Source organism: Glutamicibacter bergerei (genome assembly GCF_054495185.1).
The window spans coordinates 969,778-996,090 of the sequence record NZ_CM137131.1 but is presented as its reverse complement, the minus strand read 5'-3'; the positions used below and the strand labels follow the sequence as shown (position 1 = coordinate 996,090).

The 26,313-nt window shown below is 56.1% G+C and carries 24 protein-coding genes; 4 read left to right on the top strand and 20 right to left on the bottom strand.

The features are described from left to right. Positions 1-59 precede the first annotated feature (59 nt). The 7 genes from ACX5K5_RS04625 to ACX5K5_RS04595 all read right to left on the bottom strand — a co-directional run bounded on the left by ACX5K5_RS04625 (position 60) and on the right by ACX5K5_RS04595 (position 6,966). On the bottom strand, positions 60-557 hold the full coding sequence (locus ACX5K5_RS04625) for a GNAT family N-acetyltransferase (protein ID WP_459175099.1): 498 nt from the start codon (positions 555-557) through the stop codon (positions 60-62). A gap of 28 nt (positions 558-585) precedes the next feature. After that, complete coding sequence (locus tag ACX5K5_RS04620; RefSeq protein ID WP_459175098.1) at positions 586-1,032, bottom strand: YdeI/OmpD-associated family protein; 447 nt, start codon at positions 1,030-1,032, stop codon at positions 586-588. Between the two features lie 200 nt (positions 1,033-1,232). Then, complete coding sequence (gene rbfA, locus ACX5K5_RS04615) at positions 1,233-1,667, bottom strand: 30S ribosome-binding factor RbfA (protein ID WP_188684743.1); 435 nt, start codon at positions 1,665-1,667, stop codon at positions 1,233-1,235. 95 nt (positions 1,668-1,762) lie between these two features. Beyond that, a complete protein-coding gene (infB, locus tag ACX5K5_RS04610) occupies positions 1,763-4,753 on the bottom strand; it encodes a translation initiation factor IF-2 (RefSeq protein WP_459175097.1) in 2,991 nt (996 codons plus the stop codon). Between the two features lie 167 nt (positions 4,754-4,920). After that, positions 4,921-5,241 (bottom strand): YlxR family protein, encoded by a 321-nt coding sequence (locus tag ACX5K5_RS04605; protein WP_096257859.1) that lies wholly within the window; start codon positions 5,239-5,241, stop codon positions 4,921-4,923. Between the two features lie 172 nt (positions 5,242-5,413). Further along, complete coding sequence (gene nusA / locus ACX5K5_RS04600) at positions 5,414-6,397, bottom strand: transcription termination factor NusA (protein WP_096257860.1); 984 nt, start codon at positions 6,395-6,397, stop codon at positions 5,414-5,416. A gap of 2 nt (positions 6,398-6,399) precedes the next feature. After that, a complete protein-coding gene (locus ACX5K5_RS04595) occupies positions 6,400-6,966 on the bottom strand; it encodes a ribosome maturation factor RimP (RefSeq protein ID WP_459175096.1) in 567 nt (188 codons plus the stop codon). 164 nt (positions 6,967-7,130) lie between these two features. Here ACX5K5_RS04595 and ACX5K5_RS04590 point away from each other — a divergent pair, with 164 nt between their 5' ends. The 4 genes from ACX5K5_RS04590 to ACX5K5_RS04575 all read left to right on the top strand — a co-directional run bounded on the left by ACX5K5_RS04590 (position 7,131) and on the right by ACX5K5_RS04575 (position 10,629). After that, positions 7,131-8,192 (top strand): hypothetical protein, encoded by a 1,062-nt coding sequence (locus ACX5K5_RS04590; protein WP_459175095.1) that lies wholly within the window; start codon positions 7,131-7,133, stop codon positions 8,190-8,192. A 133-nt stretch (positions 8,193-8,325) separates the two neighbouring features. Beyond that, complete coding sequence (locus tag ACX5K5_RS04585; protein WP_459175094.1) at positions 8,326-8,724, top strand: hypothetical protein; 399 nt, start codon at positions 8,326-8,328, stop codon at positions 8,722-8,724. Continuing rightward, entirely contained in the window at positions 8,688-9,899 is a 1,212-nt protein-coding gene (locus tag ACX5K5_RS04580; RefSeq protein ID WP_096257864.1) for a sensor histidine kinase, read from the top strand. The genes ACX5K5_RS04585 and ACX5K5_RS04580 overlap by 37 nt, the downstream gene beginning before the upstream one ends. A 13-nt stretch (positions 9,900-9,912) precedes the next feature. Beyond that, positions 9,913-10,629 (top strand): response regulator, encoded by a 717-nt coding sequence (locus ACX5K5_RS04575; RefSeq protein ID WP_459175423.1) that lies wholly within the window; start codon positions 9,913-9,915, stop codon positions 10,627-10,629. Between the two features lie 716 nt (positions 10,630-11,345). Here ACX5K5_RS04575 and ACX5K5_RS04570 read toward each other — a convergent pair. The 13 genes from ACX5K5_RS04570 to dxr all read right to left on the bottom strand — a co-directional run bounded on the left by ACX5K5_RS04570 (position 11,346) and on the right by dxr (position 26,298). Continuing rightward, the gene (locus tag ACX5K5_RS04570) at positions 11,346-12,173 is read right to left on the bottom strand and encodes a sulfite exporter TauE/SafE family protein (RefSeq protein WP_096257866.1); all 828 of its coding nucleotides are present in this window, start codon (positions 12,171-12,173) and stop codon (positions 11,346-11,348) included. A 25-nt stretch (positions 12,174-12,198) separates the two neighbouring features. Next, positions 12,199-13,986, bottom strand: a complete 1,788-nt coding sequence (locus ACX5K5_RS04565) for a proline--tRNA ligase (protein ID WP_096257867.1) — start codon at positions 13,984-13,986, stop codon at positions 12,199-12,201. Positions 13,987-14,612: 626 nt separating this feature from the next. Continuing rightward, positions 14,613-16,403, bottom strand: coding sequence for an NAD(P)/FAD-dependent oxidoreductase (locus ACX5K5_RS04560; RefSeq protein WP_096257868.1), 1,791 nt, complete (start codon positions 16,401-16,403; stop codon positions 14,613-14,615). A gap of 113 nt (positions 16,404-16,516) precedes the next feature. Continuing rightward, the gene (locus ACX5K5_RS04555) at positions 16,517-17,629 is read right to left on the bottom strand and encodes a GAF domain-containing protein (RefSeq protein ID WP_459175093.1); all 1,113 of its coding nucleotides are present in this window, start codon (positions 17,627-17,629) and stop codon (positions 16,517-16,519) included. 243 nt (positions 17,630-17,872) lie between these two features. Continuing rightward, positions 17,873-18,607, bottom strand: coding sequence for a hypothetical protein (locus tag ACX5K5_RS04550; RefSeq protein WP_346059635.1), 735 nt, complete (start codon positions 18,605-18,607; stop codon positions 17,873-17,875). 292 nt (positions 18,608-18,899) lie between these two features. Then, a complete protein-coding gene (locus ACX5K5_RS04545) occupies positions 18,900-19,634 on the bottom strand; it encodes a hypothetical protein (RefSeq protein WP_459175092.1) in 735 nt (244 codons plus the stop codon). A 72-nt stretch (positions 19,635-19,706) separates the two neighbouring features. Further along, a complete protein-coding gene (locus ACX5K5_RS04540; protein WP_459175091.1) occupies positions 19,707-20,408 on the bottom strand; it encodes a VCBS domain-containing protein in 702 nt (233 codons plus the stop codon). Positions 20,409-20,496: 88 nt separating this feature from the next. Continuing rightward, on the bottom strand, positions 20,497-21,312 hold the full coding sequence (locus ACX5K5_RS04535) for a GNAT family N-acetyltransferase (protein WP_229677048.1): 816 nt from the start codon (positions 21,310-21,312) through the stop codon (positions 20,497-20,499). Between the two features lie 25 nt (positions 21,313-21,337). Continuing rightward, the gene (gene ispG / locus ACX5K5_RS04530; RefSeq protein ID WP_096257874.1) at positions 21,338-22,504 is read right to left on the bottom strand and encodes a flavodoxin-dependent (E)-4-hydroxy-3-methylbut-2-enyl-diphosphate synthase; all 1,167 of its coding nucleotides are present in this window, start codon (positions 22,502-22,504) and stop codon (positions 21,338-21,340) included. Between the two features lie 128 nt (positions 22,505-22,632). Next, positions 22,633-23,187, bottom strand: a complete 555-nt coding sequence (locus ACX5K5_RS04525; protein ID WP_443449626.1) for an NAD(P)H-dependent oxidoreductase — start codon at positions 23,185-23,187, stop codon at positions 22,633-22,635. A gap of 220 nt (positions 23,188-23,407) precedes the next feature. After that, positions 23,408-23,707, bottom strand: a complete 300-nt coding sequence (locus ACX5K5_RS04520) for a YciI family protein (RefSeq protein ID WP_096256772.1) — start codon at positions 23,705-23,707, stop codon at positions 23,408-23,410. A 24-nt stretch (positions 23,708-23,731) separates the two neighbouring features. Beyond that, positions 23,732-25,078, bottom strand: a complete 1,347-nt coding sequence (locus tag ACX5K5_RS04515) for a M50 family metallopeptidase (protein WP_459175090.1) — start codon at positions 25,076-25,078, stop codon at positions 23,732-23,734. Next, positions 25,075-26,298, bottom strand: coding sequence for a 1-deoxy-D-xylulose-5-phosphate reductoisomerase (gene dxr / locus ACX5K5_RS04510; RefSeq protein WP_459175089.1), 1,224 nt, complete (start codon positions 26,296-26,298; stop codon positions 25,075-25,077). Before dxr ends, ACX5K5_RS04515 begins: the two co-directional genes overlap by 4 nt. Positions 26,299-26,313: the final 15 nt, after the last annotated feature.

Below are 26,313 nucleotides of genomic sequence, written 5' to 3'. Positions count from 1 at the left end.
CAAGGCGCCTGCCAAACTTTCCCTTGAAAGTTCGGCAGGCGCCTTGTGTTTTTCGCTAGCTAACCAAGTTCCGCCTCGAACAGCAACAGCTTGGAAGCCCCGTCATCTGCGCGCACTGAATGGATTTCTTCGGCTTCTGCGAGCCGTTCAAACCCGAGGCTCGCGTGTAGCGCTCTGGAGGCCTGATTCTGTTCGTTGGTGAAGTAGTACGCGTACTTGGCGCGTTGGCCTATCCACCGAAGCCGTGCGGCCGTGAGCTCCGCCCCTATCCCCTGCCGTCGCCAGCCCGGATGCACGATGATGCCTCCAAGATAGTGTCCTGCCGGAGCAATCCCGTCGGCTTGTGCATGCCAATGAGTCTTGGCTAATCCAACAATCTGTGAATTGTGCACGGCCACTTGGACGGTCTTGGTTTCACCGGACGCTAATGATGCTGGCGCCCAGGGAAGCAGTCCGCCGGCCCGGCATAGTTCGGCAATCGGCTCAAAATCTGCCTCTTCTGCCTGGCGTAGTTCAAACCATCGCTGGTCATTGCTTGCCGCATTGATGGCACTCACCTCCAGACTTGTACGTGACTAAAGGAAATTATTCGCTGCGCAGCGCCTTGATGACTTTTTCTACCCTACGGGTCCGGGTATCTTCGCCGCGCGCCGTGATGATCAGATCAACGTGGCCGCGTTGCTTGCTGTAGGAGAGCTTGTTCCAGGCATCGGCGAGCTCTGGTTCAGCCGATAGCAGCACGGCCAGCGGTTCGGGTACCTCAACGGTGCGTGGTTCTTCGTCAAGCTCCAACTGCACCGTAATCTCATCTCCCGCACCTTTGCCAGTAGCTTCGCGAGTCTCCGAATTGAAAGAGATGAGAAACTGCCCTGCCATCGAGGCAATGGTATTTCGGTAGGTATAGTCCCCATTGATTTGCACCGTCACCGGGACGCGTTTTCCGCGGCCAAATCCAAACACGATGTCATCGGGCACAACGATTCCCACGTTGTTACCGCTAGCTGCTACGAGGGTCGTGGTGAATTCTGGCATGAGTTTTACCTTTGATCGGAGCCTACGGTGTGAGCCCACGCTATCCCAGGACCTCCGAGGTGACTAGTCATAAACAACAAATTCAGCTTCGCTGTGAGGGTAATTCGCTCGCCGACTGAAACCAACAAACGCCCCGGGTAGCACGCACACTGTGCGCACCGCCCGAGGCGTTGGTGTTCAGACTAAACGTTCACAAGCCTTTAGGCTTCTTCTTCGTCTTCGTCCTTCTTGTATGGATCTGCGTCACCGGCGAAGGACTTGCCTTCACGCAGCGAGGCGACCTCGGCGTCCTTTTCCCGGGCCACGGCCAGCAGTTCATCCAGCTGCGAAGCATTCTCTGGAATCTCATCTGCCACGAAGGTCAGGGTGGGGGTCAACCGGATGGTCAGGTTACGTCCAAGTTCCTTGCGCAGTGCGCCGGTTCGCTTAGCCAAGATCTCGGCAATTTCAGCCTTGATCTCACCCTCGCCGAACACCGTGTAGTACACGGTGGCGTGCTGCAGGTCGTTGGTGACGCGTGCGTCGGTCACGGTCACGTTGTCGATGCGCTCATCTTTGATGACGGTGCGTAGCGACTGGGCCATGAGGACCTGCACGCGCTTGGCCAGGCGGGCCGCGCGGGCTGAATCAGCCATGGTTCTCTCCTAATGAAAATTGTGGTGAAACTGAGCAACGTGGGCGCCAGCCGGTCAGCTGACCGGCAAGCGCCCACGTGATACTTAGTTAAGGATTAAGCTCGTGGCTTTTCGCGCATCTCGAAGGTTTCGATGATGTCGCCTTCCTTGACGTCGTTGAACGAGCCCAGGCCGATACCACATTCGAAGCCCTCGCGGACCTCTGTGACGTCGTCCTTTTCGCGGCGCAGCGAATCGATATTCAGGTTGTCTCCCACGACCTTGCCATCGCGAACCAGGCGTGCCTTGGTGTTTCGCTTGATGGTGCCGGAGCGGATGATCGAACCTGCGATGTTGCCGAACTTCGAGGAGCGGAAGACCATACGAATCTCGGCGCTGCCCAGGGCAACTTCCTCGTATTCTGGCTTCAGCATACCGGTGAGGGCTGCCTCGATGTCGTCGATTGCGGAGTAGATGACCGAGTAGAAGCGCATGTCGACGCCTTCCTTGTCGGCCAGGTCTGCCACGCGCTCTGCCGGACGCACGTTGAAGCCAATGATGATGGCGTTATCAACGGTTGCCAGGTTGACGTCGTTCTGGGTGATCGCGCCGACGCCGCGGTGGATCACGCGCAGCTGCACGTCATCGCCCACGTCAATCTTCATCAACGAGTCTTCCAGTGCTTCAACAGCACCGGAGGCATCGCCCTTGAGGATCAGGTTCAGCGTATCGATCTTGCCGTCTGCCACAGCCTGGTCGAAGTCTTCCAGGGTGATGCGCTTACGACGCTTGGCCAGCATTGCGTTACGCTCTGCGGTCTCGCGCTTGTCAGCGATCTGGCGGGCGGTACGCTCGTCATCGGTGATCAAGAAGCCGTCACCGGCGCGAGGCACCGAGGACATGCCCAAGACCTGGACCGGGCGCGAAGGCAAGGCCACGTCGAGGTTCTCGCCGTTTTCGTTGAACATTGCACGCACACGGCCGTGGGCGGTGCCCACCACCATGGTGTCGCCAACTGCCAAGGTACCGGACTGAACCAGCACGGTGACAACCGAACCGCGACCCTTATCAAGGTTCGCTTCAATGGCCACACCGCGGGCTGACTTGTCAGGGTTTGCCTGCAGTTCGAGCACGTCAGAGGTCAACAGCACCGCGTCAAGCAGTTCGTTGATACCTTCACGCTGCAGCGCGGAGACGTGGATGAACATGGTGTCGCCACCGTATTCTTCGGGAACCAGACCGTATTCGGCGAGCTGGCCCTTGACCTTGTCAGGGTTTGCAGCTGGCTTATCGATCTTGTTGACCGCGACGATGATTGGCACGCCAGCGGACTGTGCGTGGTTCAGCGCCTCAACGGTCTGTGGCATGACGCCGTCATCTGCTGCGACAACCAGTACGGCAACGTCGGTGACCTTGGCACCACGAGCACGCATGGCGGTGAACGCCTCGTGACCCGGGGTGTCAATGAAGGTCATCGCGCGCTCGCGGTCCTCGTGCGCGTGGACGATCTGGTATGCACCGATGTGCTGGGTGATACCACCGTGCTCGCCTTCGATAACGTTGGACTGGCGGATCGCGTCAAGCAGACGGGTCTTACCGTGGTCAACGTGACCCATGATGGTGATGACCGGAGCGCGCTCTTCGAGCTCGTCCTCGCCTTCAGCCTCAAGTTCGGCGTCAAGGTCAAGGCCGAAGCCTTCGAGCAGTTCCTTGTCTTCGTCCTCTGGGGAGACCACTGCAACTTTGTAGCCCAGCTCTGCGCCGAGGACCTCAAAGGTTGCCTCGTCCAGGGACTGGGTGGCGGTAGCCATTTCACCAAGGTGGAACAGTACGGTGACAAGCGCTGCCGGGTTGGCACCAATCTTGTCTGCGAAGTCGGTGATCGATGCGCCACGGCGCATACGGATCTCGGTTGCCCCGTTGCCGCGTGGAACGTTTACGCCGCCCAGCGACGGAGCACTCATCTGCTCCAATTCCTGGCGCTTAGCGCGCTTGGACTTGCGCTGCTTGCCGCGTCCTGCGCCGCCCTTACCGAAGGCACCGCCAACGCCGCCACGGCCACGTGGTGCGCCTGGACGGAATCCGCCACCGGCACCTGGTGCGCCACCGGTACCGCCTGGACCGCCGCCGCCTGGGCGACCGCGTCCGCCGGCACCCGGACGACCGCCGGCTGCTGGAGCCGGACGATCGGTGCGGTTAGGCATCATGCGTGGGGTTGCGCCGCCTGCTGCGGCACCCGGACGTGGGCCACCTGCGCCAGCGCCTGCTGGACGAGGTGCTCCTGCGCCTGCTGGGCGTGGACCGCCCGCGCCGGCACCGGCTGGACGCTGTCCGCCGGCACCCTGTGGGCGTGGTCCGCGACCTGGTGCGCCACCTTCACGTGGTGGGCGTGGACCGCCGGTACCCTGACCGCCTGCGCCCTGTGGGCGTGGGCCGCGACCTGGTGCGCCACCTTCGCGTGGTGGGCGTGGTCCGCCAGTTCCGCCTTCGCCGCGCATGCCCTGCTGAGCAGAGAATGGCGAGTTGCCCGGACGTGGACCGCCTGGACGTGGGCCACCGGCTCCGGCGCCCTGTGGGCGTGGTGCACGGTTGCCGCCTTCGCGGTTTCCACGGCGTTCGTCGCCGGCTGAGCGCATTCCCTGCTGTGAGGAGAATGGGCTGTTGCCCGGACGTGGGGTGCCTGCTGGCTTAGGTGCTGGCTTTGGACCGGGGCGTGGACCGCCTGGAGCCGGAGCCGAAGGAGCCTTAGCTGCGGGGGCTTCAGGGGCTGCTGCCTCTGGAGCCTTAGCTGCTGGGGTCGCTGGAGCGGCCGGAGCAGCTGGCGCAGCCGGGGCAACTGGTGCCTTAGCAGCAGGTGCTTCGGCGGCCTTCGGAGCTGGCTTCATACCTGGCTTTGGGCCACCGGTACGTGGTGCTGGCGTTGCGCCTGCTGGCTTTGCAGCCGGTGCCGAACCTGGGAAGGCTTCGCGCAGTTTGCGCGCTACCGGAGGCTCGACTGTTGAGGATGCCGAACGAACGAATTCGCCCATATCCTGCAATTTAGTCAATGCTTCTTTTGAAGTAATTCCGAGCTCTTTAGCGAGCTCGTGAACGCGGGGTTTAGCCACATCTCTCCTGTATCGATGTGATCGGCTAGAACCCCGGGTTCAATAAGACTTGGGTGTTCTGGCTGATCAACGTTGTAATTCGTGAAATTCTTCCGTCGCACGGTTAATCACGCAAAACTGATTGTTCATCGTTGTGCGCTCAACTTAGCGGACTCATCGGGTTGCCATCAGATTTCTGACCCGCTTTCATCATGATTGCCAGATAGCCGGCCTTTTGCCGACTGATCTTCGTATGCAGCGAACTGCTGTGCCACGCAAGAATCATTCACCGAGCTTCTAAAAGCTCGAGAAAACGCCTTGCGTCGCACAGCATGCTGCACACACTTTTCTGTTCCATGGGTCCAGGCTCCCCGCCCTGAGGCGGCGGCCGAAAGATCCAGTTGCACACCGCGTAGCGGCGCTTCCTGGTTTAATACCCAACGGAGTAGCTCATCTTGAGATGTGATGGTTCGACAGCCAATGCACGTACGTTGCTGATGCAGTTTCATGCGAGCGCCATCCTCACCTTCCACAACTTGTCAACGAGCCAACTACTAGTCTAGCGCGTTTGAGCCTCGGTGCGTGCGTGAGGTTCAGATCACAGGCACACCGAGGCTGAAAAACGTGCTAGGCAAATCTTTCTTCCAAGCAGCGTTCTTTGCTGTCCGGAAGAGCAGCTATTTAAAGCTGCGGTTCCTTGCCACCGGAGACGGCAATGATGTCAATACGCCAGCCGGTGAGCTTGGCGGCCAGACGCGCGTTCTGACCTTCCTTGCCAATGGCCAGAGACAACTGGCTATCCGGAACCACAACACGAGCCCGACGCTCATCTTCATCGAGGATCTCTACCGAGACAACCTTCGATGGGGACAATGCAGCCGCGATGAATCTCGCTGGATCTTCGTTGTAGTCAACGATGTCGATCTTTTCGTCATTAAGTTCGTTCATCACCGAGCGCACGCGGGTACCCATTTCACCGATGCAAGCGCCCTTGGCGTTCACTCCGGCCTGAGTGGCATGCACCGCGATCTTGGTGCGGTGCCCGGCTTCGCGAGCCAGCGCCTCAACCACGACGGTGCCGTCTGCGATTTCTGGAACTTCCATTTCGAAGAGCAGACGAACCAGATTTGGGTGTGAACGGGACAAGGTGATAGCCGGACCCTTGGTACCGCGCTCGGCGGACACCACGTAGGAACGCAGTCGCGCACCGTGGACGTAACGCTCGCCAGGAGCTTGTTCAACCGGTGGCAACAGTGCTTCGACGTCACCGATTTTGACCTGCACCATGTGCGAGGAATGACCCTGCTGGATCACACCGGAAATCAGGGTACCCACACGTGAGGAGTATTCCCCGACAACTACTGCGTCTTCGGCTTCGCGCAGACGCTGCATGATGACCTGGCGTGCGGTCGAGGCAGCAATGCGGCCAAAACCGTGCGGGGTGTCATCAAATTCGCCCAACAGCACGCCGGCATTGTCGCGGTCCTCTACGAGGATCGCTACGTGTCCGGTGCTTGGCTCGATGTGAGCGCGAGCACCTGGCATAGCGCCTTCGGTCTTGTTGTAAGCCAGCAACAGTGCCGACTCAATGGTAGGGATCAGCACATCCATAGGGATGTCGCGGTCTTTTTCCAGGATGCGCAGCGCATCGAGATCTATATCCACGCTTAGCCCTCCAAATCTTCGTTATTAATATTTTCAAACAGCGCGTCGTCGAAATTGATTTCCGGGTCTACGACTGCCTTGCGGATGTCAGACAGGGCAAAGGTCTTAGGATCATCAATCTTGACCTTCATACCCTTCTTAGCAGGCTCGTGGTGTACGGAAATCACGACTTCGGTGTCTATTACCTCAGTCAGTCGGCCGCGCAGCTTGGTGCCATCGCTCAGGGTGAATTTCACCATCCGGTTCTTCGCGCGAACCCAATGACGGTTCAGGCTCAGCGGACGGGAAAGACCTGGGGAGCTTACTTCGAGTTCATAAGGATCTGCGGACGCAAATTTAGCGTCCTTGTCCAGTGCATTTGAAATGGTGGTGGTAACTTCGCCCAGTTCGTCCAAGATCACCGATTCGGTGCCTTCGGCTTTGTCGACGAGGACTTGGACAAGTAGCTGCTTGCCCGAGGGGCGCACAGAGACCTCTTCCAGGACCAGCCCGTGGGATTCCACTTCCTTCTGAAGCACAGTCGTCAACCGTAGCGCTTCTTGTTCGGTATCGGCCGGCTTAGCGGTCATGGATATCCTCCCACATTATTCGATGTTGTTCTTTAAGGGTATATGCACCCGCGCAAGATGAGAACTGCTTAATGGCCTCAGGTGAAAGAACTCACGCCCAATTCGCACCGATGGCGAGTTTGAGCCGGGTTCTGCACCGTGTTTCGTGGCATGATCGATACGCCATGACTGAGAATTCCACGCCGCCAGCATCTAACCGCAGTACACGAGTCAAACGTGCGCCGGGGTGGATTGCGCCGGTTATTGCCGCAGTGCTCTGCATAGGACTCACCTGGGGCATAGGGATGAGCCTATTTCGCGGAAGTCTAGAAAATCGTGGACTGCCCGAAGAGATCCGTGACAGTTCTGCCGAACAACGGCAGTTATGGCAGTACGGCTCGACGCTGGCGAATCTCGGCTCTCAAGCTAAAGCCCTGGCCGCGGTGGCCGATAAGAAGACCGCCCCGGCACTCAACGATCTAGGTTCCACCCTGAGTTATGGTGCGCAACTGACCGGACAACTGAGCTTTGACGACCAACCCGAGGTTGAATTGGCGCAAGCTTTCACTCCGGCAGCGCTCTCCGAGCTCACAGCGAAGGTCACACAACTCAGTACCGTGCTCCCAACTCTGCCTGCGGACCAAAGTCACTTGGGCGGAGCACTAACCGAATTGGCATACCAATCAAATCTTCAGGCGCGCAGCGCGCTGCGCACGGTGCAGTCGCAAAAGAAGGTTAATCAGCTTCCCACCCCACTGGTTGTCGGCGCCGGTGATACCGAAGGAGAGCCAGTTGGCTGCCTGTCAGATCTGACACTGTTACCCATTACTTCCGAGATTACCGATCCTGCTTTAACCGATGACGTGTTGGTGGCCCGGGCGTTAGATCGTGGTTATGCCTTGGACTACGCCTTGCAGCTGCAGGCGGCACGCGGCTCCAGGGAACAAGCACCCGAAATTGAAGAGCGCCGCACCAAACTCAGCGCGGAACTTCGCGCGGTACGCTCCGTGCTGCCTGCTGACTGCGCGGACCTGAGGCAACCAGCTTACGTCTTGCCTCAAGAAGGTCTTAAGGATTTGGCAGCCGTTGCAGAGGGCGCCGAAGAAGACTTCGCCGGCGCACTGGCGCTGGCCTCCGGTGCAGCCAGCGAGCGGGCACAGGACACCTTGGCGAATACCACCTGGCAGGTCCTGCTGGGTCAGCGTCAACGCGGGCTGGACCCGCAGCTTATTAAACCCGGCGCCTAGGATCCCAAATCCCCTCAGGATTTCCGCTCCTGGTTTTCCTCTGGACGAACACAAGTACCGTCCCAGCATGATGTATCTGGGCAATGACTCGTGAGACGATACAGTCAGTTTTAAAGATCCCGAGGAGCACACCGTGCCAGATTCACCCGACGACGAACGCGGCAGCGATTCATCAAGTCAGCCCGCGGGCCAGCGCAACGCCCCCGAGGCCAAACCATATCCTTTGCTTCTCGAGTCTGGCCTGCTTCTCACCGTATGGGGCATCCGTAGCGATACAGTGCTGGTTTTTGCCGGAGGGCTCAGCCCACGGCAGATCACCGAGTTCAATGGGCAGCCAGTGCAGATCCTGGCGTGCTATGAGAACACCTCAGCCATCGATCAGTGGCAACCGCTGACCGCATTGGTGCTCCCCGACGGAACCCTTCCGGTCACAGCTCAGGCCTACCCGCCAGGCTTCCACCAGCTTCTTGGGGACGGAGAAGTCGCACTTCCCCCATGGTGCGTCCTCTTTCCTTTCCTGCCCGGATGTTAAACAAATACTTTTACCGGCGTCTGCTCATCGCCCTGGTGGCTTTGGGCATCGACATGATGATCTGGGCCGGAGAAAACGCTACGGTCTTTGAAGGCTACGTTCCGCATTGGATTATCATCACCATCGGGGTATTAGGTTACTCGTCCTTGGTCATCACGCGTTCCCCCATTCCTGGTTATCTGGTCCTGCTGGTACTCAGTGTGGGATGCCTCTACGTTCCGGCAGCGCCGACCATGGTGGGGTTTTGCGTCGCATTGTTTAATATGGCTCGACTCCTTCCGCGCCGTCAGGCGGCATATGCGCTGCTTGGCGCGGTGGTTCCCATCCTTGCGTGCTCGTCCGCCGCGGCGAAGCTGGAACTGATGAAGAACCAGCACCTCTTCCTCTACGGTGTGTTGTTTTGGACGGTTCTCATGCTGGCCACGTGGGCCGCCGGTGTGGCAATGTACCGCTACGAGCACCGCATCCGCACCGAACGGGTATGGGCTAAAAGTGCGCGCGAGGAAGCCACCGCCATGGAGCGCCTGCGCATCAGCCGCGACCTGCACGACAGCGTCGCCCATTCGCTGACAGCCATCGTGCTGCAAACCGCCGGGGTACGCGCCGTGCAACGCACCGGGTCACGCGACATCGATATCGATGCCGTCCTTGGAGACATCCAATCCACGGCCGAGCAGAGCGTGCGCGAACTGCATCGCCTCTTAGGGATTCTTCGCAGCGAAAACGACGAAGCCAAAATGCGGCCCCAAGGCGTGGAAGACATTCAGGAGCTGATAGACCCGGTCCGCGCAGCGGGATTTGAGGTACGTTTACGCAGCACCGGATCACAGCGCCCGCTGGACCCAAGTATCGCTCACGCGGCGTACCGGGTAGTGCAGGAAGGACTATCAAATGTGATGCGCCATGCTGGCCAAGGAGCGCGTGCTGCGGTGGAGTTGGATTGGAGCGAGCAAAAACTCACCGTCGAGGTTTGTTCGGTCTCAGGTATCGCCCAGGAGCCTGCAGAGTCGGGCGGATTCGGGCTTCTGGGATTGCGCGAACGAATCACCGTAAGCGGTGGCATCCTGCAAAGCGGCCCGACGAAGAATGGCTTCCTGCTCAAGGCGGTCCTGCCGGTGAGCAATGACAGCAGCATGAACGTGAACCGTCCAGCAGTTGAATTCGAAGAGGAGTAGATTCACCGTGAGCATGCTCGCCGAATCCGCCGCGTCCGCTGGCGACCCCCTGCGCAAGACCCGGGTTTTGATTGTCGATGATCAGCCCATGGTTCGCGCGGGAATTTCCATGCTGCTCGCTTCCGAAGCAGATCTTGAGATTATCGGCGATGCCGGCTCGGGAGACGAAGCCATCAAGCTGAGCCGGCGTTACAGCCCGGATGTGGTCCTGATGGACGTCCGGATGCCGGGAATGGACGGAATCACCGCGACCAAGAGACTGATTGCTGAGACCCGTGAGAACGAGGACCGGCTGGTACGCGTGCTGATCATGACGACCTTTGACGACGAGGACATTGTGATCCGAGCGCTCCAGGCCGGCGCCAGCGGATACTTACTCAAGCATGCATCCCCTACCGAGATCGCCGTGGCGATCCGTCGGGTCTCCGCGGGAGAGACCTGGCTTGATGCCACGGCTGCCACCAGGCTCGTCCAGCGTCTGCACGCCGTCAGCACGGACCTTCCCAACCCGGCGCTCATGCTTACTCCTCGTGAGCAGGAAGTGCTTCGTTTGGTAGCGACCGGCATGTCCAACCAAGAGATCCGAGATTATCTGGTGCTCAGCGAAGCCACGGTGAAGACCCATGTGGCGCGGATACTATTCAAGACCGGTTCCCGCGATCGAGCGGCCGCGGTGGCGATGGCCTACCGTTCGGGTTTCGCCAAGCCTGACGACCGCATCCCAGGATGAACCTGCGAGGTTGCTTCGGAAACATACCATCCTGGTATGACGACGGTCCGGCAGTTACTTGAGAGGCTTAATCCAACACCACATCAATTCATTTTTCCTGAAGAGATATGGTGGCGTGGATACGAAAGTTGCCACCACAACGTCCTAGAAGACGTTCGCCTCTAAGCAAACCAAGTCGGCGGGAACAGCCCATTGCGGCAATGCGATGGGTTCGGACTTCTGTACTCTTCTGGCCTATGGGGATGGGTCAAGGTTGATTAGTAGCAATTCTAGGTAAGGCAGCATGGGGACGCTGCCTCCACATTTTGCCGGTTCGCCCACTGCGCGAACCGGCAATTTTTGGTTAACCAACAAAGTCGATTGCGCTTCTGCAATACTGCCGGACAAACATCCAGGCCATCGTGAATATCCATGCCATTCGGATACCACAGGACGACAACAATTCACGTTTCGGGCAATTCAGAGCGGTACCGGTCTCAAGGACCGTTCACAGCCTCCGCGCCGGTCACGCAGCGCTTACTCACTGGATGTCAGGCGAGCCGCAGAAGTGCAGAGAGGTGTCGAGCCTCGCGCGCCGAGTCCCAGAAGAATTGACTCACCGGGGTTACCGGCAGAACTAGGTAAACCACGAATACCAGCTGATCAGGCGCTGAGCAGTGGGTAAACTCGTACACGGTCACATACCAGGTTCAGGTCTTGCGCCGTAGACGCCGATCCTAGGCGAAGATCATGTCGGAGCCCAATTTGAGAATTAATGCGGACACCACGATCACGAAGATGATTCGGATGAATTTACTGCCCTTAGAAATCGCCATCCGCGCACCGAGGTAACCGCCGGCCATATTCATCACGCCCAGTGCCAAGCCGAGTCCGAAAACGACATGCCCCGCCGGAATGAACAACACCAAGGCGCCGAAGTTGGTGGCTAGATTGACGATTTTTGCTTTGGCGGAAGACTGCAAGAAGTTGTAGCCGAGCACCGTAACCATGGCAATGATCAAGAAGGAACCGGTTCCCGGGCCAACCATGCCGTCATAACCGCCAATAATCAAGCCGATCAGAATAGCTCGCAAATAGTGTCCGCTGCCGCGGTATCGCAGCTTACTCAGCTCGCCGGCCGCGGGTTTGAAGATAGTGAAGGCCAACACCGCGACGAGGGCGGCAATAATAATCGGCTGGATCCACTGTTCCGGAAGGACCGTTGCAATGGCTGCTCCCCCGAAAGCACCAAGCATCGCCATCAACGCCATGGGGATAGCGGTCTTTAGATCAGGACTAGTTCGCCGGTAATACGTAATGGCGCTGGTTGTTGTGCCAAAAATTGAGCCCAACTTATTCGTAGCTAAGGCCTGTACCGGGCTCATTCCGGGAAAAAGCAGCAGCGCGGGCAACTGGATCAACCCACCACCACCGACAACCGCATCAATCCAACCGGCCGCAAATCCCGCTAGCAAAAGCAGGATCAGCGACGTCCAGTTGAATTCAAGACCGTCAAGTGACAAAAAGGAAAGAATCTCCGGCACCGCGCTGCTACCTCTATTCATTTATTGCTGATGAAACGCACCGGTGTTAAGCGGTCAATTCCTCCACGACATCGGTCACTGCCACGTCGCGGCGTTCGCCGGTCGCACGGTCCTTGACCTCAACAACTCCGTCGGCAAGTCCGCGGCCAACCACCACGATGGTTGGCACACCGATGAGCTCTGCATCAGAGAACTTCACACCAGCGGAGACCTTCGGACGGTCATCAAAGATGACCTCCATACCCTTAGCTTCGAATTCCTTGGCGAGCTTGTCGGCTGCTGCCAAAAGCTCTTCGCCCTTACCTGTCACCACAATATGGATGTCAGCCGGAGCAACCTGCTTAGGCCATGCCAGACCATTCTCATCATGATAAGCCTCTGCCAGCGCCGCCACCGCACGGGTGACACCGATTCCGTAGGAACCCATGGTGACTACGGAAAGCTTGCCATTCTTGTCCAGGACCTTCAGGTCCAGGGATGCAGCGTACTTACGGCCGAGCTGGAAGATATGTCCCATTTCGATACCGCGTTCGGTACGTAGCGGTCCAGAACCGTCCGGCGCTGGGTCGCCTTCGCGGACCTTGACTGACTCGATGGTGCCGTCAAAGGAGAAGTCACGTTCAGCCACAAGCCCGAAGACATGCTTGCCCTTTTCATTGGCGCCGGTAATCCAGGTGGTTCCGGAAACAACGCGTGGATCTACTAGGTAGATGATGCCACTGGAAGCTTCGGTACCAAGTACCTGCTGATCTAGTCCGTTGCCTGGGCCAATGTAGCCTGCGATCAGTTCCGGGTGCTTCGCAAGGTCTTCGGCGTTAGCCGCTTCGACAGCTACTTCTCCGTTGATCTCCAACGCAAGGCCGATGGTTGCTTCGGCACGCTTAAAGTCGACCTGACGGTCACCTGGTATACCGATAACAACCACGTGACGGTTGCCTTCTGGATCAATGACAGCGACAACAACGTTTTTCAGGGTGTCAGCTGCGGTCCATTGGCCTTCGGCGCGCGGGCGCAGCTGGTTAGCCACCTCAACCAAGGTCTCGATGGTTGGAGTATCTGGGGTGTCCAGCACTTCGAAGGCCGCTGCATCGCTGAAATCAATTGCTTCTGGAACCACGGTGGTCACTGCCTCGACGTTCGCGGCATAACCGCCTGGCGAACGCACGAAGGTATCTTCGCCAACAGCTGTTGGGTGCAAGAATTCTTCAGACTTGGACCCACCCATGGCACCGGCCTGCGCGAAGACAGGAACAACTTCAAGGCCCAAACGTTCGAAGATTCGGACGTAGGCGCCTCGGTGCGCAACATAAGCTTCGTCTAGGCCCTCATCATCAATGTTGAAGGAGTAAGAATCCTTCATGATGAATTCGCGACCACGCAACAGACCGGCACGTGGACGAGCTTCGTCACGGTACTTATTCTGAATCTGGTACAGGTACGCCGGAAGGTCCTTGTAGGAGGAGTACAAGTCCTTGACCAACAAGGTGAACATTTCCTCGTGGGTTGGAGCCAGTAGGTAATCGGCTCCCTTACGGTCCTTCAGACGGAACAGGCCTTCGCCGTATTCGGTCCAGCGACCGGTCTGCTCATAAGGTTCACGCGGTAACAATGCCGGGAAGTGAACTTCTTGAGCGCCAATGGCGTTCATTTCTTCACGAACAATGGCCTCTACCCGAGCAAGCACCTTCAAGCCCAGTGGCAGCCAGGTGTAAATGCCCGGTGCTGCGCGGCGAATATACCCGGCACGAACTAGCAGCTTATGGCTGTCTACTTCTGCTTCAACGGGATCTTCGCGCAAGGTGCGCAGGAACAGGGTGGAAAGCTTCAAAACCACGCGGGGGCGTCCTTTTCCGTCCGTCGACTCCCGAGGCGTTTTCGGGTGCCGACCAGCTATGCAAAATCAAATGGGTTTCGGCCACAATCTCGACCATCTTCAATCCTACCGCTTCCCGCCACTTGCCAATAAATTCAAGGGATATGCGAGATCGGGTTTCGCCGACAACGGCCTATAAATGACCTCGGCGGAGCCGTTTTCTACATGCTAATAACCTCGTTCTTCGGTTCCATCTTATTGATCCTTGCTACTAGAACCTGTTTTAGCGTTTCTTCGGTCACTTTTTGGTGTGAGTTTGAAAAGACTTTGATGCTCGGATGACAAAATCCCGGAGTCATTGGGTGAGAGGAACCCAACAGCCCTAATTCTCTGAAAAACGACTTGCGGCCATTTTAAGTTGCCTAAGCTCTCACTACCTTGAAGAGGACGTCTGCCCGTCCAGTTAGCACTTCTTTGACGACATATTCATTGATTCTGAAAATAGTATTCAGCCCACTCTATTTCAAATGAAATTCAGGATAAAGACCCTCAGCACGAATTCAGCGCATGCACAGCGGGCCCGGAGAAAGTACACAGTGCGTAATTTCTCCGGGCCCGCCTTAACCGAGGTTCAGAAGGAGCAGAACTCAGGATCGGTGATACGTCTCGGCGAGCGCATATACCGGGGTGGAAATGCCCTCGTATCTAGCCTTGAGTTGCAAGCCCAAATATTTGGAGTAGTGCCGTGACTGGTGCAGATTCCCACCGTGGAACCACAGGTTTTTGACCTTGGTGGGTTTCCACATATTGCGCAATTCTCCCTGCCATGGTCCGGGATCTTTAGCAGTGTCTGAGCCAAGTCCCCAGCATTTGCCGACTTCGTCAGCAACTTCTTGCGAGATCAGTCGAGCTGCCCAACCGTTCATCGAACCGTAACCGGTGGCGTAGACGACAGCGTCAGCTGGCAGTTCAGTTCCATCGACCAGCGCTACACTGTTTTCCGTCAGGTGAGACACTTCCCCTTTGGCCAGTGCAATAGAGCCGTCGGCAACCAGCTCGCTGGCACCGATGTTGATGTAATAGCCAGAGCCACGACGCAAGTACTTCAAAAACAGTCCCGAGTCGTCATCTCCGAAGTCGAGGTCAAACCCTGCGTCCTCTAGGGATTGGTAGAAATCTGCGTCTTGCTCGCGAATCTGGGCGAAGGCCGGCTTATGGAACTCGGGAAGAACCTTATATGGGATAGAGGCAAAGATCAGGTCTGCTTGATTATGGTCAATTCCCGCAGCTAAAGCTTCCTCAGAATATAGTGGGCCGAGTACGTTGTTCATCAGCGACTCCGATCGAACAATGTGCGTGCTCGAACGCTGCACCATGGTGGGGTGCGCACCGTTTTGAACTAGATCCGCGCAGATGTCATGCGCGGAATTATTAGCACCAATCACCACCACGTTCTTACCTGCAAATCGTTCACCGCCGGCATGTTGTGATGAGTGGTTCTGCTCGCCGGTAAATACTTCAGTTCCAGGATATTGCGGGACATTAGGAATACCCGACATTCCCGTGGCGATTACCAACTGCGTGGGGCGTAAAGTCAGAGGCACGCCATCACGTTCAACCTCTACGATCCACCCTTCCCCTTCTGGATCTTGCCTGGCGCTGGTTGCTTCGGTCAGTGACCAATAATTCAGTTCCATGAGCTTTGTGTAGCTTTCCAACCAGTCGCCCATTTTGTCTTTGGGAGTGAATACTGGCCAGTGATCGGGGAACTGGATGTAAGGCATATGGTCATACCAGACTGGGTCATGCAGGGCCAGTGAATGGTACCGCGAACGCCATTGGTCACCTGGTCGCGCCAGCTTGTCGATAACCAGTGCTGGAACGCCCATCCGTTTGAGCCGGGCGGCCAAACCAATGCCTCCTTGTCCCCCACCGATAATGAGCGTGTAGGGCTGCTCGGTGATTCCTAGCGATTGCTGTTCAGCGATACGGCGGTCCAACCAATTTTCTTTGCTCATGCTCGAACCGTGCTCCGCCCCCAGTTCACGGCGGGCGCCGGCAGGTTCGGGATGTTCGCGCAGTGACTGCGCGGTACTGAGCAAGGTCCAGCAACGACCATCACGTAAGCGAAGGAGCCCAAGACCTTCAAAGGCATCGTTGTGAAAGGTAAACCAAGCTTCTATGACCCCGTCAGCATCCGCAGCACTGGTGATCTCCAGATTTCGCGGCCAGGCACCGCGTTCGACTCCCAGTAGCATCTTCGCAATGTCTTCCCGCCCTTCGCTGGTGTGCAGGTTCCAAGTCAGGGAGGTGAGGTCTCGCCAGTAGCATTCGTCATCGAACAATTGCACGGCTTCTTGAACATCCCCTGCGTCAAGTGTTCGCTGCAGGTCTTGGCACCACTGTTGAGCCTGCGTTAGCGGATCGTTGTTCGCCATTCTCATCACTTCAATTCTTCGGGAGTCCGGGAAATGATGCGGCAATATTGCCGCGCTGAAGCAAGGCTATGAGCTGGATCACAAAAAGAAAGTGTTGCAATAGGTTGCAACCATCAAATTAGACCCCCCCGAATTACTGGAACTACCAACCGATAAGGTCTGGAGGCGATCAGCCCAGGCAGCTTAGCGCGCAACCGTGAGAGTTCCGCACGAATCGTGACGCTAGCAGTGCCTGCCGGCCATAGATTCTGCAACGTCACGGAACTTACACCCGTTGGACAGGCCGCCAGAAGTTGCACAATTTGCCAATGCTTGGCACTGAGCCCAATACGCGTTGGTCCGCTGGTGCTATGCACAACCGCCTGGTGAATCAGCGAATCGTTGAGTTCCAGAGTGATCTCTTCATGTGCGCGCTGCAACAGCCAACCACCCAAGATACGTTGCACGTCCACGGCACCAACACCAGCAACCCATTGTCGTCCTTCCTCCATTCCGGCGGGGATCGAGATCCTTCCGTCAACGTCATAGCCCCGAGACGTGGCCACTGAGCCCTGAGTATCCACTAACAGATATTCAGTTTCTGGCAGTGAAGTTGTTAATTCGAGACGTTGCATCCGTAACAGATGCTCGGTACGTAGGACCGATTGCGCTTCACGCGCCACCGAGGAAACCAGTGCCAAAGAGTGTGGGTGTGCTGTCCGATATGACCCGGCCAAGGTCACCGCACCGACTAGAGAAGAGTTTCCTGGATTGCTCAGTGGCGCCGAGGTGCACACCCAGGAATGTTGTTCTTCACGGGCATGCTCTGGCCCAAAGATTTGCACTGGCGCCCGCTCAGCCATAGCGGCCCCAATACCGTTGGTTCCCACATCGCTTTCACGCCACCTTGCACCGGCGACAAATCCGATTCCGTCGCTGCGTCGACGAACCATCGAGGGACCAAGTACCCAGAGCACGTATCCTTGGCTGTCGGAAATCACGAGTTGATTGCCAGCCTGCGTAGCAAGCGGAAGGAGCCGATCTTTAAAAAGACCCACTAGCGAACTCAATTCGTCGTTTGATTCCCTCCGCTCCTGCAAGGCAACTGCCGCCAAAGGAACAATGTCGTTTACCTGCGCCCCGGCCCGCCCCCAAGAACGTGCGACCACCGGACGAACCACTGAGGGAATCTGTGTTCCTTCTGCCCACCGCTGATGCAGGGCTTTGAGATCTCTCGCCTTGATCATAGGATCTTCACCGGCAGTTAGCGCTGCTTGATATGTCGCTTCGGAGTGGCGGCGGTTCACAGTCATTTATTGAGAATGTCACGCAGCGCATTGGATGAGAAGGATTTTCTCTAAATTACGTTCTGTAGCCCGGATTCTGTGTGGCGACCGGTGCTATCAACTATTTAGTTAGTTCTCCGCAGACCAAAAATGCCGCCTGAACCCTTCAGCGGGCACAAGCGGCATTCATGAGAACTTTTGTAACTACTGAGCCTTGTTCAGCTCGGCAACAGCCACATTCAATTCTTTTGTTAGTTCATCTAGCTTGGTTTTCTCGTCTTCGACCTCGCCAGAGTAGGCGACAGAAACCATGTTCGGGCCAACGAAGCCCTGAAGCGTCAGGCTGCCCATGGGAACCTCCTTGCCATCCATCGAAATATTCGACTTGGTGGCGACAGTCAGGTCCGCATCCGAAGTAGCATCGAGAATTTCGGCAGTAGCGTTCAGCTTCATGCCCTGCATCTCCATGGAGAACTTATCGCACCCCTGTAGATCCTTAGTTTCCGCAGCCTTCTTGGCCGTCGCCAGCTTAGCGTCATCCTCGTAGGATGCAACGCTGTAGCTGGTTGATTCGCCAGTCTTTTCACCGGCAACGATGGCCGTAGCCATGTTAATGCCCGTGATATCTAGCGAGCTTTGCTGAACAACTAGATCGGCACATTCAGCTGGTTCGATCTTCATGCTCTCGACCAGTTTTTTGGCCTGAGGCAGGGACTCAGCGATCGCGGCACTATCGATGACCTGTGCGCCGGATTCATCAGCCACAAGCTTTTCGACAATCGTCTTGACTGCAGCCGCGTCCAAAGGTTCTGCCGCTACGGCTTCCTGTGTAGCCTGGGCGTCCCCCGAGGCTGCGGGAGCATCCGTGCCCGCATCGGCACAACCCGTTAGAGCGAGCGCGCCAGCAAGTGGAAGTAACCACAGTGAGCGTTTTTTCATGATTCAATCCTCACGTCGAGTAGCTGTCGCTTCCACTGTATTTGAATATTGGTTAGAAATAAAAGACATTCGTGGGTTTATTGCACCGATTTGATTTCGTCAAACGCTTCACTTCACTACAACGACAACGCTTCACGCAAAAAGGCTCTGGAACTTGCTTGAGGAATCCGAAAATTCACACTGGGCAAGTAGGAGTACCCAAAGTAATTTTTCAGGCTCCACACCGTATCCCGAGTTACTGTCTCAATTTCCGCATTTGGACATAGGTTAGAAATAAAGAAGCACTTCGCATTTATTGCAGTGCTTTGATTTCCTCAAATGCTTGATCCGCTAGCTGCATTGCTTCACCGGCAAGTAATGGCGCTTCCACAGTACCGCTAGAAAAAGTCACCAGTACGAAGTTGTTTCCTTCAAGGGCTTGAACCGCGACGGAATTCAAGTGCTGATCTGCCCCGACTTTCATCTGCGTAGCCATGGTCAGTGACTGATTCGCAGTGGAATCAAGCTTCAGGATCTGTCTGTCCGCGTTGACATCCTGCCCAGAAACACTCACCGTGATGGTTTCGCAGCCATCTATATTAGGTAACTTTAAGGCCTCTGAGATCTTTGTGCGCGTGGCGTCATCCGTAATCGAGAAAATTTGGATTACTTTACCGGTAGCGTCACCTTGGACTGTGGCTGAAGCCGCTACAGTCCCCGTCAGGTCGGTGACGCTATATTTTTCCTGCTCTTTGGCACATTTTTCAGGTTTGATTCCGCTCGCACCAGACATGCTCTTAGCCTGTTCCAACTGGGGTTTCATTACCTCGTTGTCCAAGATCTGGGCTGAAGAGTCATCCCCCACCAACTTAGTGACCACGTTCTCAACCTGGTCTGCTGACAGCGTCTTACCTGACTTCGGCTCTTGTTGCTGCGACGGCTGGGAGCTCGGTGCGGAGGATGCCGCATCGTCCCCACCGCTTGAGGAACAACCGCTCAGGGCCAGCATCGCAGCCAGGGGAAGTATCCATAGGGAACGTTTAGTCATTGGTCATCCTTAGAATGTGCCACGGGCTACAGCCGGGCTGGAAGTACAAGATTTTGTGAAGCCAATAAAAGGCTATTCGAGTTGCTCAAACAGCGCGTCTATACGTTCTGCGCCATGTTGAAGTTGTTCTTGAGTCTGTTTCGCCGAGGTTTGCTGCTGGAAACTAATCATGACGTTGCCACGAGCGGCACGGATTACCAGCTGCTGTTGCGTCGTCGATCCGTCACTGCTGGTAACCACATATGCGTCGTTTAGCTCGGCTTTGGTCTTCAAAGACTGTTTCGCCAAATGATAAGCACGTGTTTTTCCATCAATGGTCACCGAGTATCTAGCGCATTCACCACTAGCTTTCGATTCGCTTTCCCACTGGTTTTTTAGTGCTTGGACTTCTTGGTAGACGGCTACCGTTAGATAACGGTCATCAAACTGTACCGCTGCCATTTTTGAATTTGCTAGCTGTTCGGTAACCGGGGCAGCAAAGGTAACACCGCACTTACTCGGCGATACGCTCAGCCCTTCAATCCATGCTTGGGCTTCTGGGATGCTCTTCCGCAATTTCGCGTCAGAAATGACCTCTGCCTTGGAATCATCTTTGACGAATTCCTTCAAATGATTTTCAAGTTCGTCTGCGTTAATTTGCAAAGCGGTGCCGGAAGTTTCTTCGGTCGGTTCAGCCGGTGTGCTGCATCCGCTAAGCAACAGTCCGGCGAGGCAAAGCCCCGAGACAAAGTAGAGTTTGGTGCGTCTGGCTAGAGCCACAGAATTTCCCGTCACGATAGTTACTGTCCTCGAGTCTAGAAGACGGGAGCCTACTCATCGTGGATTGTGACCATAGAAGGTGACAGAAGGCCGTATTTAGGGGCTAGAAGAGGATAGTTGCAAAAGTTCCAACCTGCTCAAAACCAACGCGTTCGTAGGACCTGATAGCAGCTTGGTTGAAGTCGTTGACATAGAGACTGACAGTTGGAGCAAATCGTAGGGCGTAAGCAACCGTGGCCGCCATATATCCAGCGGACATGCCCTGACCTCGATATCGGGGACTGATCCACACTCCCTGAATCTGCACTGCAGCAGTGGTGACCGTGCCCAGATCCGCTTTGAAGATGATCTCACCGTATTCATCAGTGTCGATGAGCGTATGGCCTTCACGAATCAACTGGCGTACCCGGCTGCGGTAGTACCCTCCGCCATTTTCTAACGGAGAATATCCGAGCTCCTCTTCAAACATGGCAGCACTGGCCGGTAAGACGAGGTCAAAGTCCTGCAAAGTAGCCACACGCAGCGAACGTATCGCCACCGCTTCAGAACGGCGGCGGATACTCATCATTGGTTGATTTTCTCGTACGTCAAAAAAATCTTGCGGACCGGTAGCAAGCACTTCACGCATAGCCAAGACGGTTTGCGCTGGTCCGAACACCGAAGCGAAGCGTTGTCTTGTGTCTAACGCATATTGGGCGTAGGCACGAGCATGTTCATTGCTCATGGCGGTAGGCGCAATATTTGCACCCACCCAGCAGGCTGATTCCAACCCGTCCTCGCCGTTAATGCCCAGCAAGTGCGCGAACCCATCTGGGACGGCAGAACGGTGCAGAGCAAGCTGGGAACGAGTAAAGATATTGGCGACAGGGTCTTGATCAAGCAATGCGAGTAGGGCCGCAGTGTCCCTGCGGCCCAACACTCGAACTTCCCCCGGTGGGCTCTGTCTAGCTGACGGAGACCACGGGAGAACCCGAGGTAGGATTCTCGTCATTGTCCAGATCCATCTGTTCAGCTAAACGATTAGCCTCTTCAATGAGAGTTTCGACAATCTGGTCTTCGGGGACGGTCTTGATGACCTCGCCCTTGACGAAGATCTGTCCCTTACCGTTACCGGAAGCAACTCCAAGGTCAGCGTCACGAGCCTCGCCTGGGCCGTTGACAACACAACCCATCACTGCAACGCGCAAGGGAGCCTTCATACCCTCTAGGCCAGCGGTGACCTTTTCAGCCAACGTGTAAACGTCGACCTGTGCACGACCACACGATGGGCAGGAAACAATGTCGAGCTTACGGGGACGCAAGTTCAACGATTCAAGAATTTGGTTGCCCACCTTGACCTCTTCGACCGGAGGGGCCGAGAGCGAGACACGAATAGTGTCACCAATGCCACGCGAGAGCAAGGAACCGAAGGCCACAGACGACTTGATAGTTCCTTGGAAGGTAGGACCTGCTTCGGTCACACCTAGGTGCAAGGGCCAATCTCCAGATTCAGCCAAAAGCTCGTAGGCACGAACCATGATGACCGGATCGCTGTGCTTGACCGAAATCTTAAAGTCGTGGAACCCATGCTCTTCAAAGAGGGAAGCTTCCCAAATGGCTGATTCGACCAATGCTTCTGGGGTCGCCTTGCCATACTTTTTCAGCAGTTTCGGGTGCAGCGATCCACCGTTGACACCGATACGGATCGAGGTACCGTGATCTTTCGCAGCAGCTGCGATTTCTTTGACCTGGTCATCAAACTTGCGAATGTTGCCTGGGTTTACACGAACAGCTCCGCAGCCAGCCTCGATCGCAGCAAAAACATACTTCGGCTGGAAGTGGATGTCAGCAATGACCGGGATCTGCGATTTCATCGCAATAATCGGCAACGCCTCAGCATCTTTATCGGTCGGGCATGCGATGCGCACGATATCGCAACCGGCGGCCGTCACCTCGGCGATCTGCTGCAAAGTTGCGTTGATGTCATAAGTCTTGGTGGTAGTCATCGTCTGTACGCTGATGGGCGAGTTCGAACCGATGCCCACACTGCCGACATTAAACTGACGAGTCTTACGACGTGGAGTAATTACCGGCGGTGGTGCCGCCGGCATGCCGAGTTTGACCGACGTCAATGGATGCCTCCGAAGTGATTGTAGGTTTTTCTATACCAAGTATCGCACCGTCTGGCGTGCTAGTGGTAAGGATGCGAGAAAAGCCACGACGAGGCCGTGGCTTTTCTCGCAAATTCACGAATAAAAACTTAGTTAGCTTCGGCTACCGTGCGAATGTTTGCCAGTACTTCGGCAACCTGCCCAACAACTTCGGCGTCATCCTTCGGGTGAAGTTCAGCAAAACGAACAACAGAGTTAGGGATGGAAAGTTTTACGTCTTCCAAAACGTTTGCTCCGGCGATGGTCAGTGCCTTGCGAGCCTCATCCTGAGCCCATACGCCGCCGTACTGGCCGAAAGCGGTACCAATGACCGCAGATGGCTTGTCCTTCACAGCACCAGTGCCGAAGGGACGGGACAGCCAATCGATGGCGTTCTTTAGTACCGCTGGCATGGTGCCGTTGTATTCAGGGGAAATCAGCAAGAGCGCGTCTGCTTCACCGGCTGCAGCGCGAAGCGCCTGAGCAGCTGCTGGCACAGCACCCTCAACATCGTGGTCTTCGTTGTAAAACGGAAGGCTTTCAAGGCCCGAGTAAACGCTGACTTCAACGCCTTCTGGTGAGTTCAACACGGTTGCTTCAGCAAGCTGCTGATTTGTTGAACCTGCACGAAGGGAACCGACCAGGGTAAGGACCTTAGTAGCCATATTATGTTGCTCCTATTTAGCGAATCGAAAAGTAAATAAAGCTGACGCTTCATCTACTCCAACGAGTGTTTCGATAAATCAATTCCGTCGCCTCGCGTGACATAAAACACTAACCCGGTGTAAGTGGTGCGAAGATGACCAACAATTTGTGCAAGCAGCCACAGACACAAACCTCCACGATGCAGTTCAGTGCCATCGTGGGGGTTGGTAAAAACCTGAGCTAGGAAGCAAATGCGGAGAGCATGCCAATTACCGGGTTCCATTCGGTGATGGTGGTCTTTCCCAGACCGCCGACCTTCTTAAATGGATCGTTGTCCAGCACTTCGCTCAGTACCGCTTCACTCGTCGCGGCAAAAATCAGCAATGCGCCGTCAAGCACCGGGGTGGGACCCGAAGCCAACAGACGAACTTCACCTTCGTCTAAATACTCGGAGAGGAAAGCGCGATGCGCCGGACGGTGTTCGTTGCGCAATTCCGTGGAGTCCTGCGCATACGCGTATTCAACAGCAAAAACAGTCATAGCTACAGCTTAATTCCCTAGGTGCTAGAAGATGCTGATTGGCTTGAAGATGTCTGCGTATATTAAGAGGCCACCCATCAGCAGCATGGCGGCGGCCACGACATATGTCAGCGGCAGAAGTTTGATGGTATCCACCGGGGCCACATTTTTACGGCCGAAGATTCGTGCCACGGTCCGTTTCAATCCTTCATACAATGCACCAATCACATGCCCACCATCTAGCGGCAGAAGGGGAATCAGGTTGAAAGCGAACAAGGCAAGGTTCAAGCCGCCGGCGAGGGAAAGCAGCGAAGCAACCTTGTCCCCAACCGCGATTCCTTCGTGAGCGTTGATTTCTCCGGCGATGCGGCCCACCCCCACGATGGATACCGGACCATTCGGGTCGCGTTCTTCGGTACCAAAGGCAGCCTGTGCGACATCAACCATGCGCTGAGGCAGGTGCAGGATGACGTTGCCAATGGTCAGCAACTGGTTTCCCACCACGCTAGGAACTTCGGTGACTGGTTGGGCTATATTCTCAACCTGCGAGCTCATTCCCACGAAGCCGACCTGTGCAGTTTTCGTGGTTCCATTTTCATCAGTAACCGGGTAACCCTGGTCATCTAGCACCGGGCGTTCGGTCAAATGTGGCTTGAGTGTGGTCTGATGTTCCACTCCCCCACGGGTATAGGCCAGGCTGATGCTCTGACCAGGATGATCGCGAATCACTCCGGTGAGCTCGTACCACGCATCGTTTGCCACCGCGGTGCCATTTACCGAGGTGATGGTATCCCCCGGAAGCAGGCCTGCGGCGTAGGCGGGAGCCTCAGTGTCTTTAGCCGTGCATTCGGTCGCATCCACATTTTCTGCGCTTGCAATACACTGGTACACCTCGGAAACTGTAGTGGTTGTGGTGGGAACACCAAATCCGGTAATCACCACACCAATAAGCAAAAATCCTAGCAACAGGTTTACGAACGGGCCACCGAGCATAATAATAACGCGCTTGTAAATGGGCAGCTGGTAGAACAATCGCCCTTCGTCGCTACTTTCCACATTCTCGTTGGCTTGTGAGCGGGCGTCATCCACCATCTGGCCAAAGATCTTGTTAAAGAATCCTGGTTTCTTCTGCTGACCGGCTTCAGCAACCGGACGTGGCGGATACATACCCACCATGGAGATGTAGCCACCTAGGGGCAGTGCTTTGAGCCCGTATTCGGTTTCTCCACGCTTGAACGAAAAGATCGTTTTGCCGAATCCAATCATGTATTGCGGAACACGCAATCCAAATTTCTTGGCGGGAATCAGGTGGCCCACCTCGTGCAAAGCAATAGATATGGCAATGACAACGACCATGAAGAGCACGCCGCCAAGGAACATTAGTACGTTCATGCTTTTTCCTTCAGCAACGCGGTGGCGTGGGCGCGCGCCCACTGATCTGTCTGGAGAACTACTTCAGCCGAAAGCTCCGCATTAACAGGCGTATATGCGTCAAGCACGCGGTTAATGGTTTCAACGATATCCGTGAAACGAATCCGGCCTTCGTGGAAAGCTTCAACGGCGACTTCATTTGCCGCGTTGTACACAGCCATGTGGGTCCCGGAGGCAGCAGCTGCCTGTTTCGCCAACTTCACCGCGGTAAATACCGACTCGTCCAATGGCTCAAAGGTCCATGAGGACGCGGTGGAAAAATCGCAGGGTTTTGCGGCGCCAGCGACTCGGTGTGGCCAATTGATGCCCAGCGCAATTGCCAGACGCATATCCGGCGGAGAAGCTTGCGCGATCACCGAACCGTCGATGAACTCAACCATTGAATGCACAATAGATTGGCGGTGAACTAAGGGTTCGATGCGCTCTAGTGGCACATCAAAGAGCAGGTGGGCTTCGATAACTTCCAATGCCTTGTTGACCATGGTCGCCGAATTCGTGGTCACCATGCGTCCCATATCCCATGTTGGGTGCGCCAATGCTTGTGCTGGGCTCACCTCACGGAGTTGTTCATAGCTATATCCGAAGAAGGGTCCACCGGAAGCGGTGACAATCAATTTGGAAACTTCTTCTGGGGTCCCGGAACGCAGCGCCTGCGCCAGCGCGGAGTGTTCAGAGTCGACCGGAGAAATCTGTCCGGGCGCTGCGATCTGCTTAACTACCTGTCCACCGATAATCAGCGACTCTTTATTAGCCAGCGCCAGGAGGTGTCCGGCCTTGAGCGCAGCGATGGTTGGTTCTAACCCAATCGCTCCGGTAATACCGTTGAGAACTACGTCGGCTTCGCTGTATCCAGCTATTTGCGTCGCGGCATCGGCCCCACTGAGCAGCTGTGGCGCATAGCCGGTCACTCCTGCCTCTCGCGCGGCTGAAGAAATCGCGGTAGCCAGTTCGTCAACATTATCCACTGCGGCGCCAACCACCTCCGGGCGGAACGTGACTGCTTGCTCGGCCAACAGTGCCAGGTTGTAGCCGCCGCTAAGTGCTGTCACGCTAAATTGTTCTGGCGCATTCTTGATGACGTCTAGGCCCTGAGTACCAATTGACCCGGTAGAACCGATCAGTGTGACACGGCGGGGACCATCCGCAGTTTTAAAAGAAGATTGGGTGCTCACCCAATCCATTATGGGCGCTATAAC

Excerpts from the sequence above, each read along its gene's own strand:
- ACX5K5_RS04620 (WP_459175098.1), bottom strand. The coding sequence starts at position 1,032 with ATGCCAGAATTCACCACGACCCTCGTAGCAGCTAGCGGTAACAACGTG.
- rbfA (WP_188684743.1), bottom strand. The coding sequence starts at position 1,667 with ATGGCTGATTCAGCCCGCGCGGCCCGCCTGGCCAAGCGCGTGCAGGTC.
- ACX5K5_RS04605 (WP_096257859.1), bottom strand. The coding sequence starts at position 5,241 with ATGAAACTGCATCAGCAACGTACGTGCATTGGCTGTCGAACCATCACA.
- ACX5K5_RS04595 (WP_459175096.1), bottom strand. The coding sequence starts at position 6,966 with ATGACCGCTAAGCCGGCCGATACCGAACAAGAAGCGCTACGGTTGACG.
- ACX5K5_RS04590 (WP_459175095.1), top strand. The coding sequence starts at position 7,131 with ATGACTGAGAATTCCACGCCGCCAGCATCTAACCGCAGTACACGAGTC.
- ACX5K5_RS04580 (WP_096257864.1), top strand. The coding sequence starts at position 8,688 with ATGGTGCGTCCTCTTTCCTTTCCTGCCCGGATGTTAAACAAATACTTT.
- ACX5K5_RS04575 (WP_459175423.1), top strand. The coding sequence starts at position 9,913 with ATGCTCGCCGAATCCGCCGCGTCCGCTGGCGACCCCCTGCGCAAGACC.
- ACX5K5_RS04570 (WP_096257866.1), bottom strand. The coding sequence starts at position 12,173 with ATGAATAGAGGTAGCAGCGCGGTGCCGGAGATTCTTTCCTTTTTGTCA.
- ACX5K5_RS04560 (WP_096257868.1), bottom strand. The coding sequence starts at position 16,403 with ATGGCGAACAACGATCCGCTAACGCAGGCTCAACAGTGGTGCCAAGAC.
- ACX5K5_RS04555 (WP_459175093.1), bottom strand. The coding sequence starts at position 17,629 with ATGATCAAGGCGAGAGATCTCAAAGCCCTGCATCAGCGGTGGGCAGAA.
- ACX5K5_RS04550 (WP_346059635.1), bottom strand. The coding sequence starts at position 18,607 with ATGAAAAAACGCTCACTGTGGTTACTTCCACTTGCTGGCGCGCTCGCT.
- ACX5K5_RS04545 (WP_459175092.1), bottom strand. The coding sequence starts at position 19,634 with ATGACTAAACGTTCCCTATGGATACTTCCCCTGGCTGCGATGCTGGCC.
- ACX5K5_RS04525 (WP_443449626.1), bottom strand. The coding sequence starts at position 23,187 with ATGGCTACTAAGGTCCTTACCCTGGTCGGTTCCCTTCGTGCAGGTTCA.
- ACX5K5_RS04520 (WP_096256772.1), bottom strand. The coding sequence starts at position 23,707 with ATGACTGTTTTTGCTGTTGAATACGCGTATGCGCAGGACTCCACGGAA.
- ACX5K5_RS04515 (WP_459175090.1), bottom strand. The coding sequence starts at position 25,078 with ATGAACGTACTAATGTTCCTTGGCGGCGTGCTCTTCATGGTCGTTGTC.
- dxr (WP_459175089.1), bottom strand. The coding sequence starts at position 26,298 with ATGGATTGGGTGAGCACCCAATCTTCTTTTAAAACTGCGGATGGTCCC.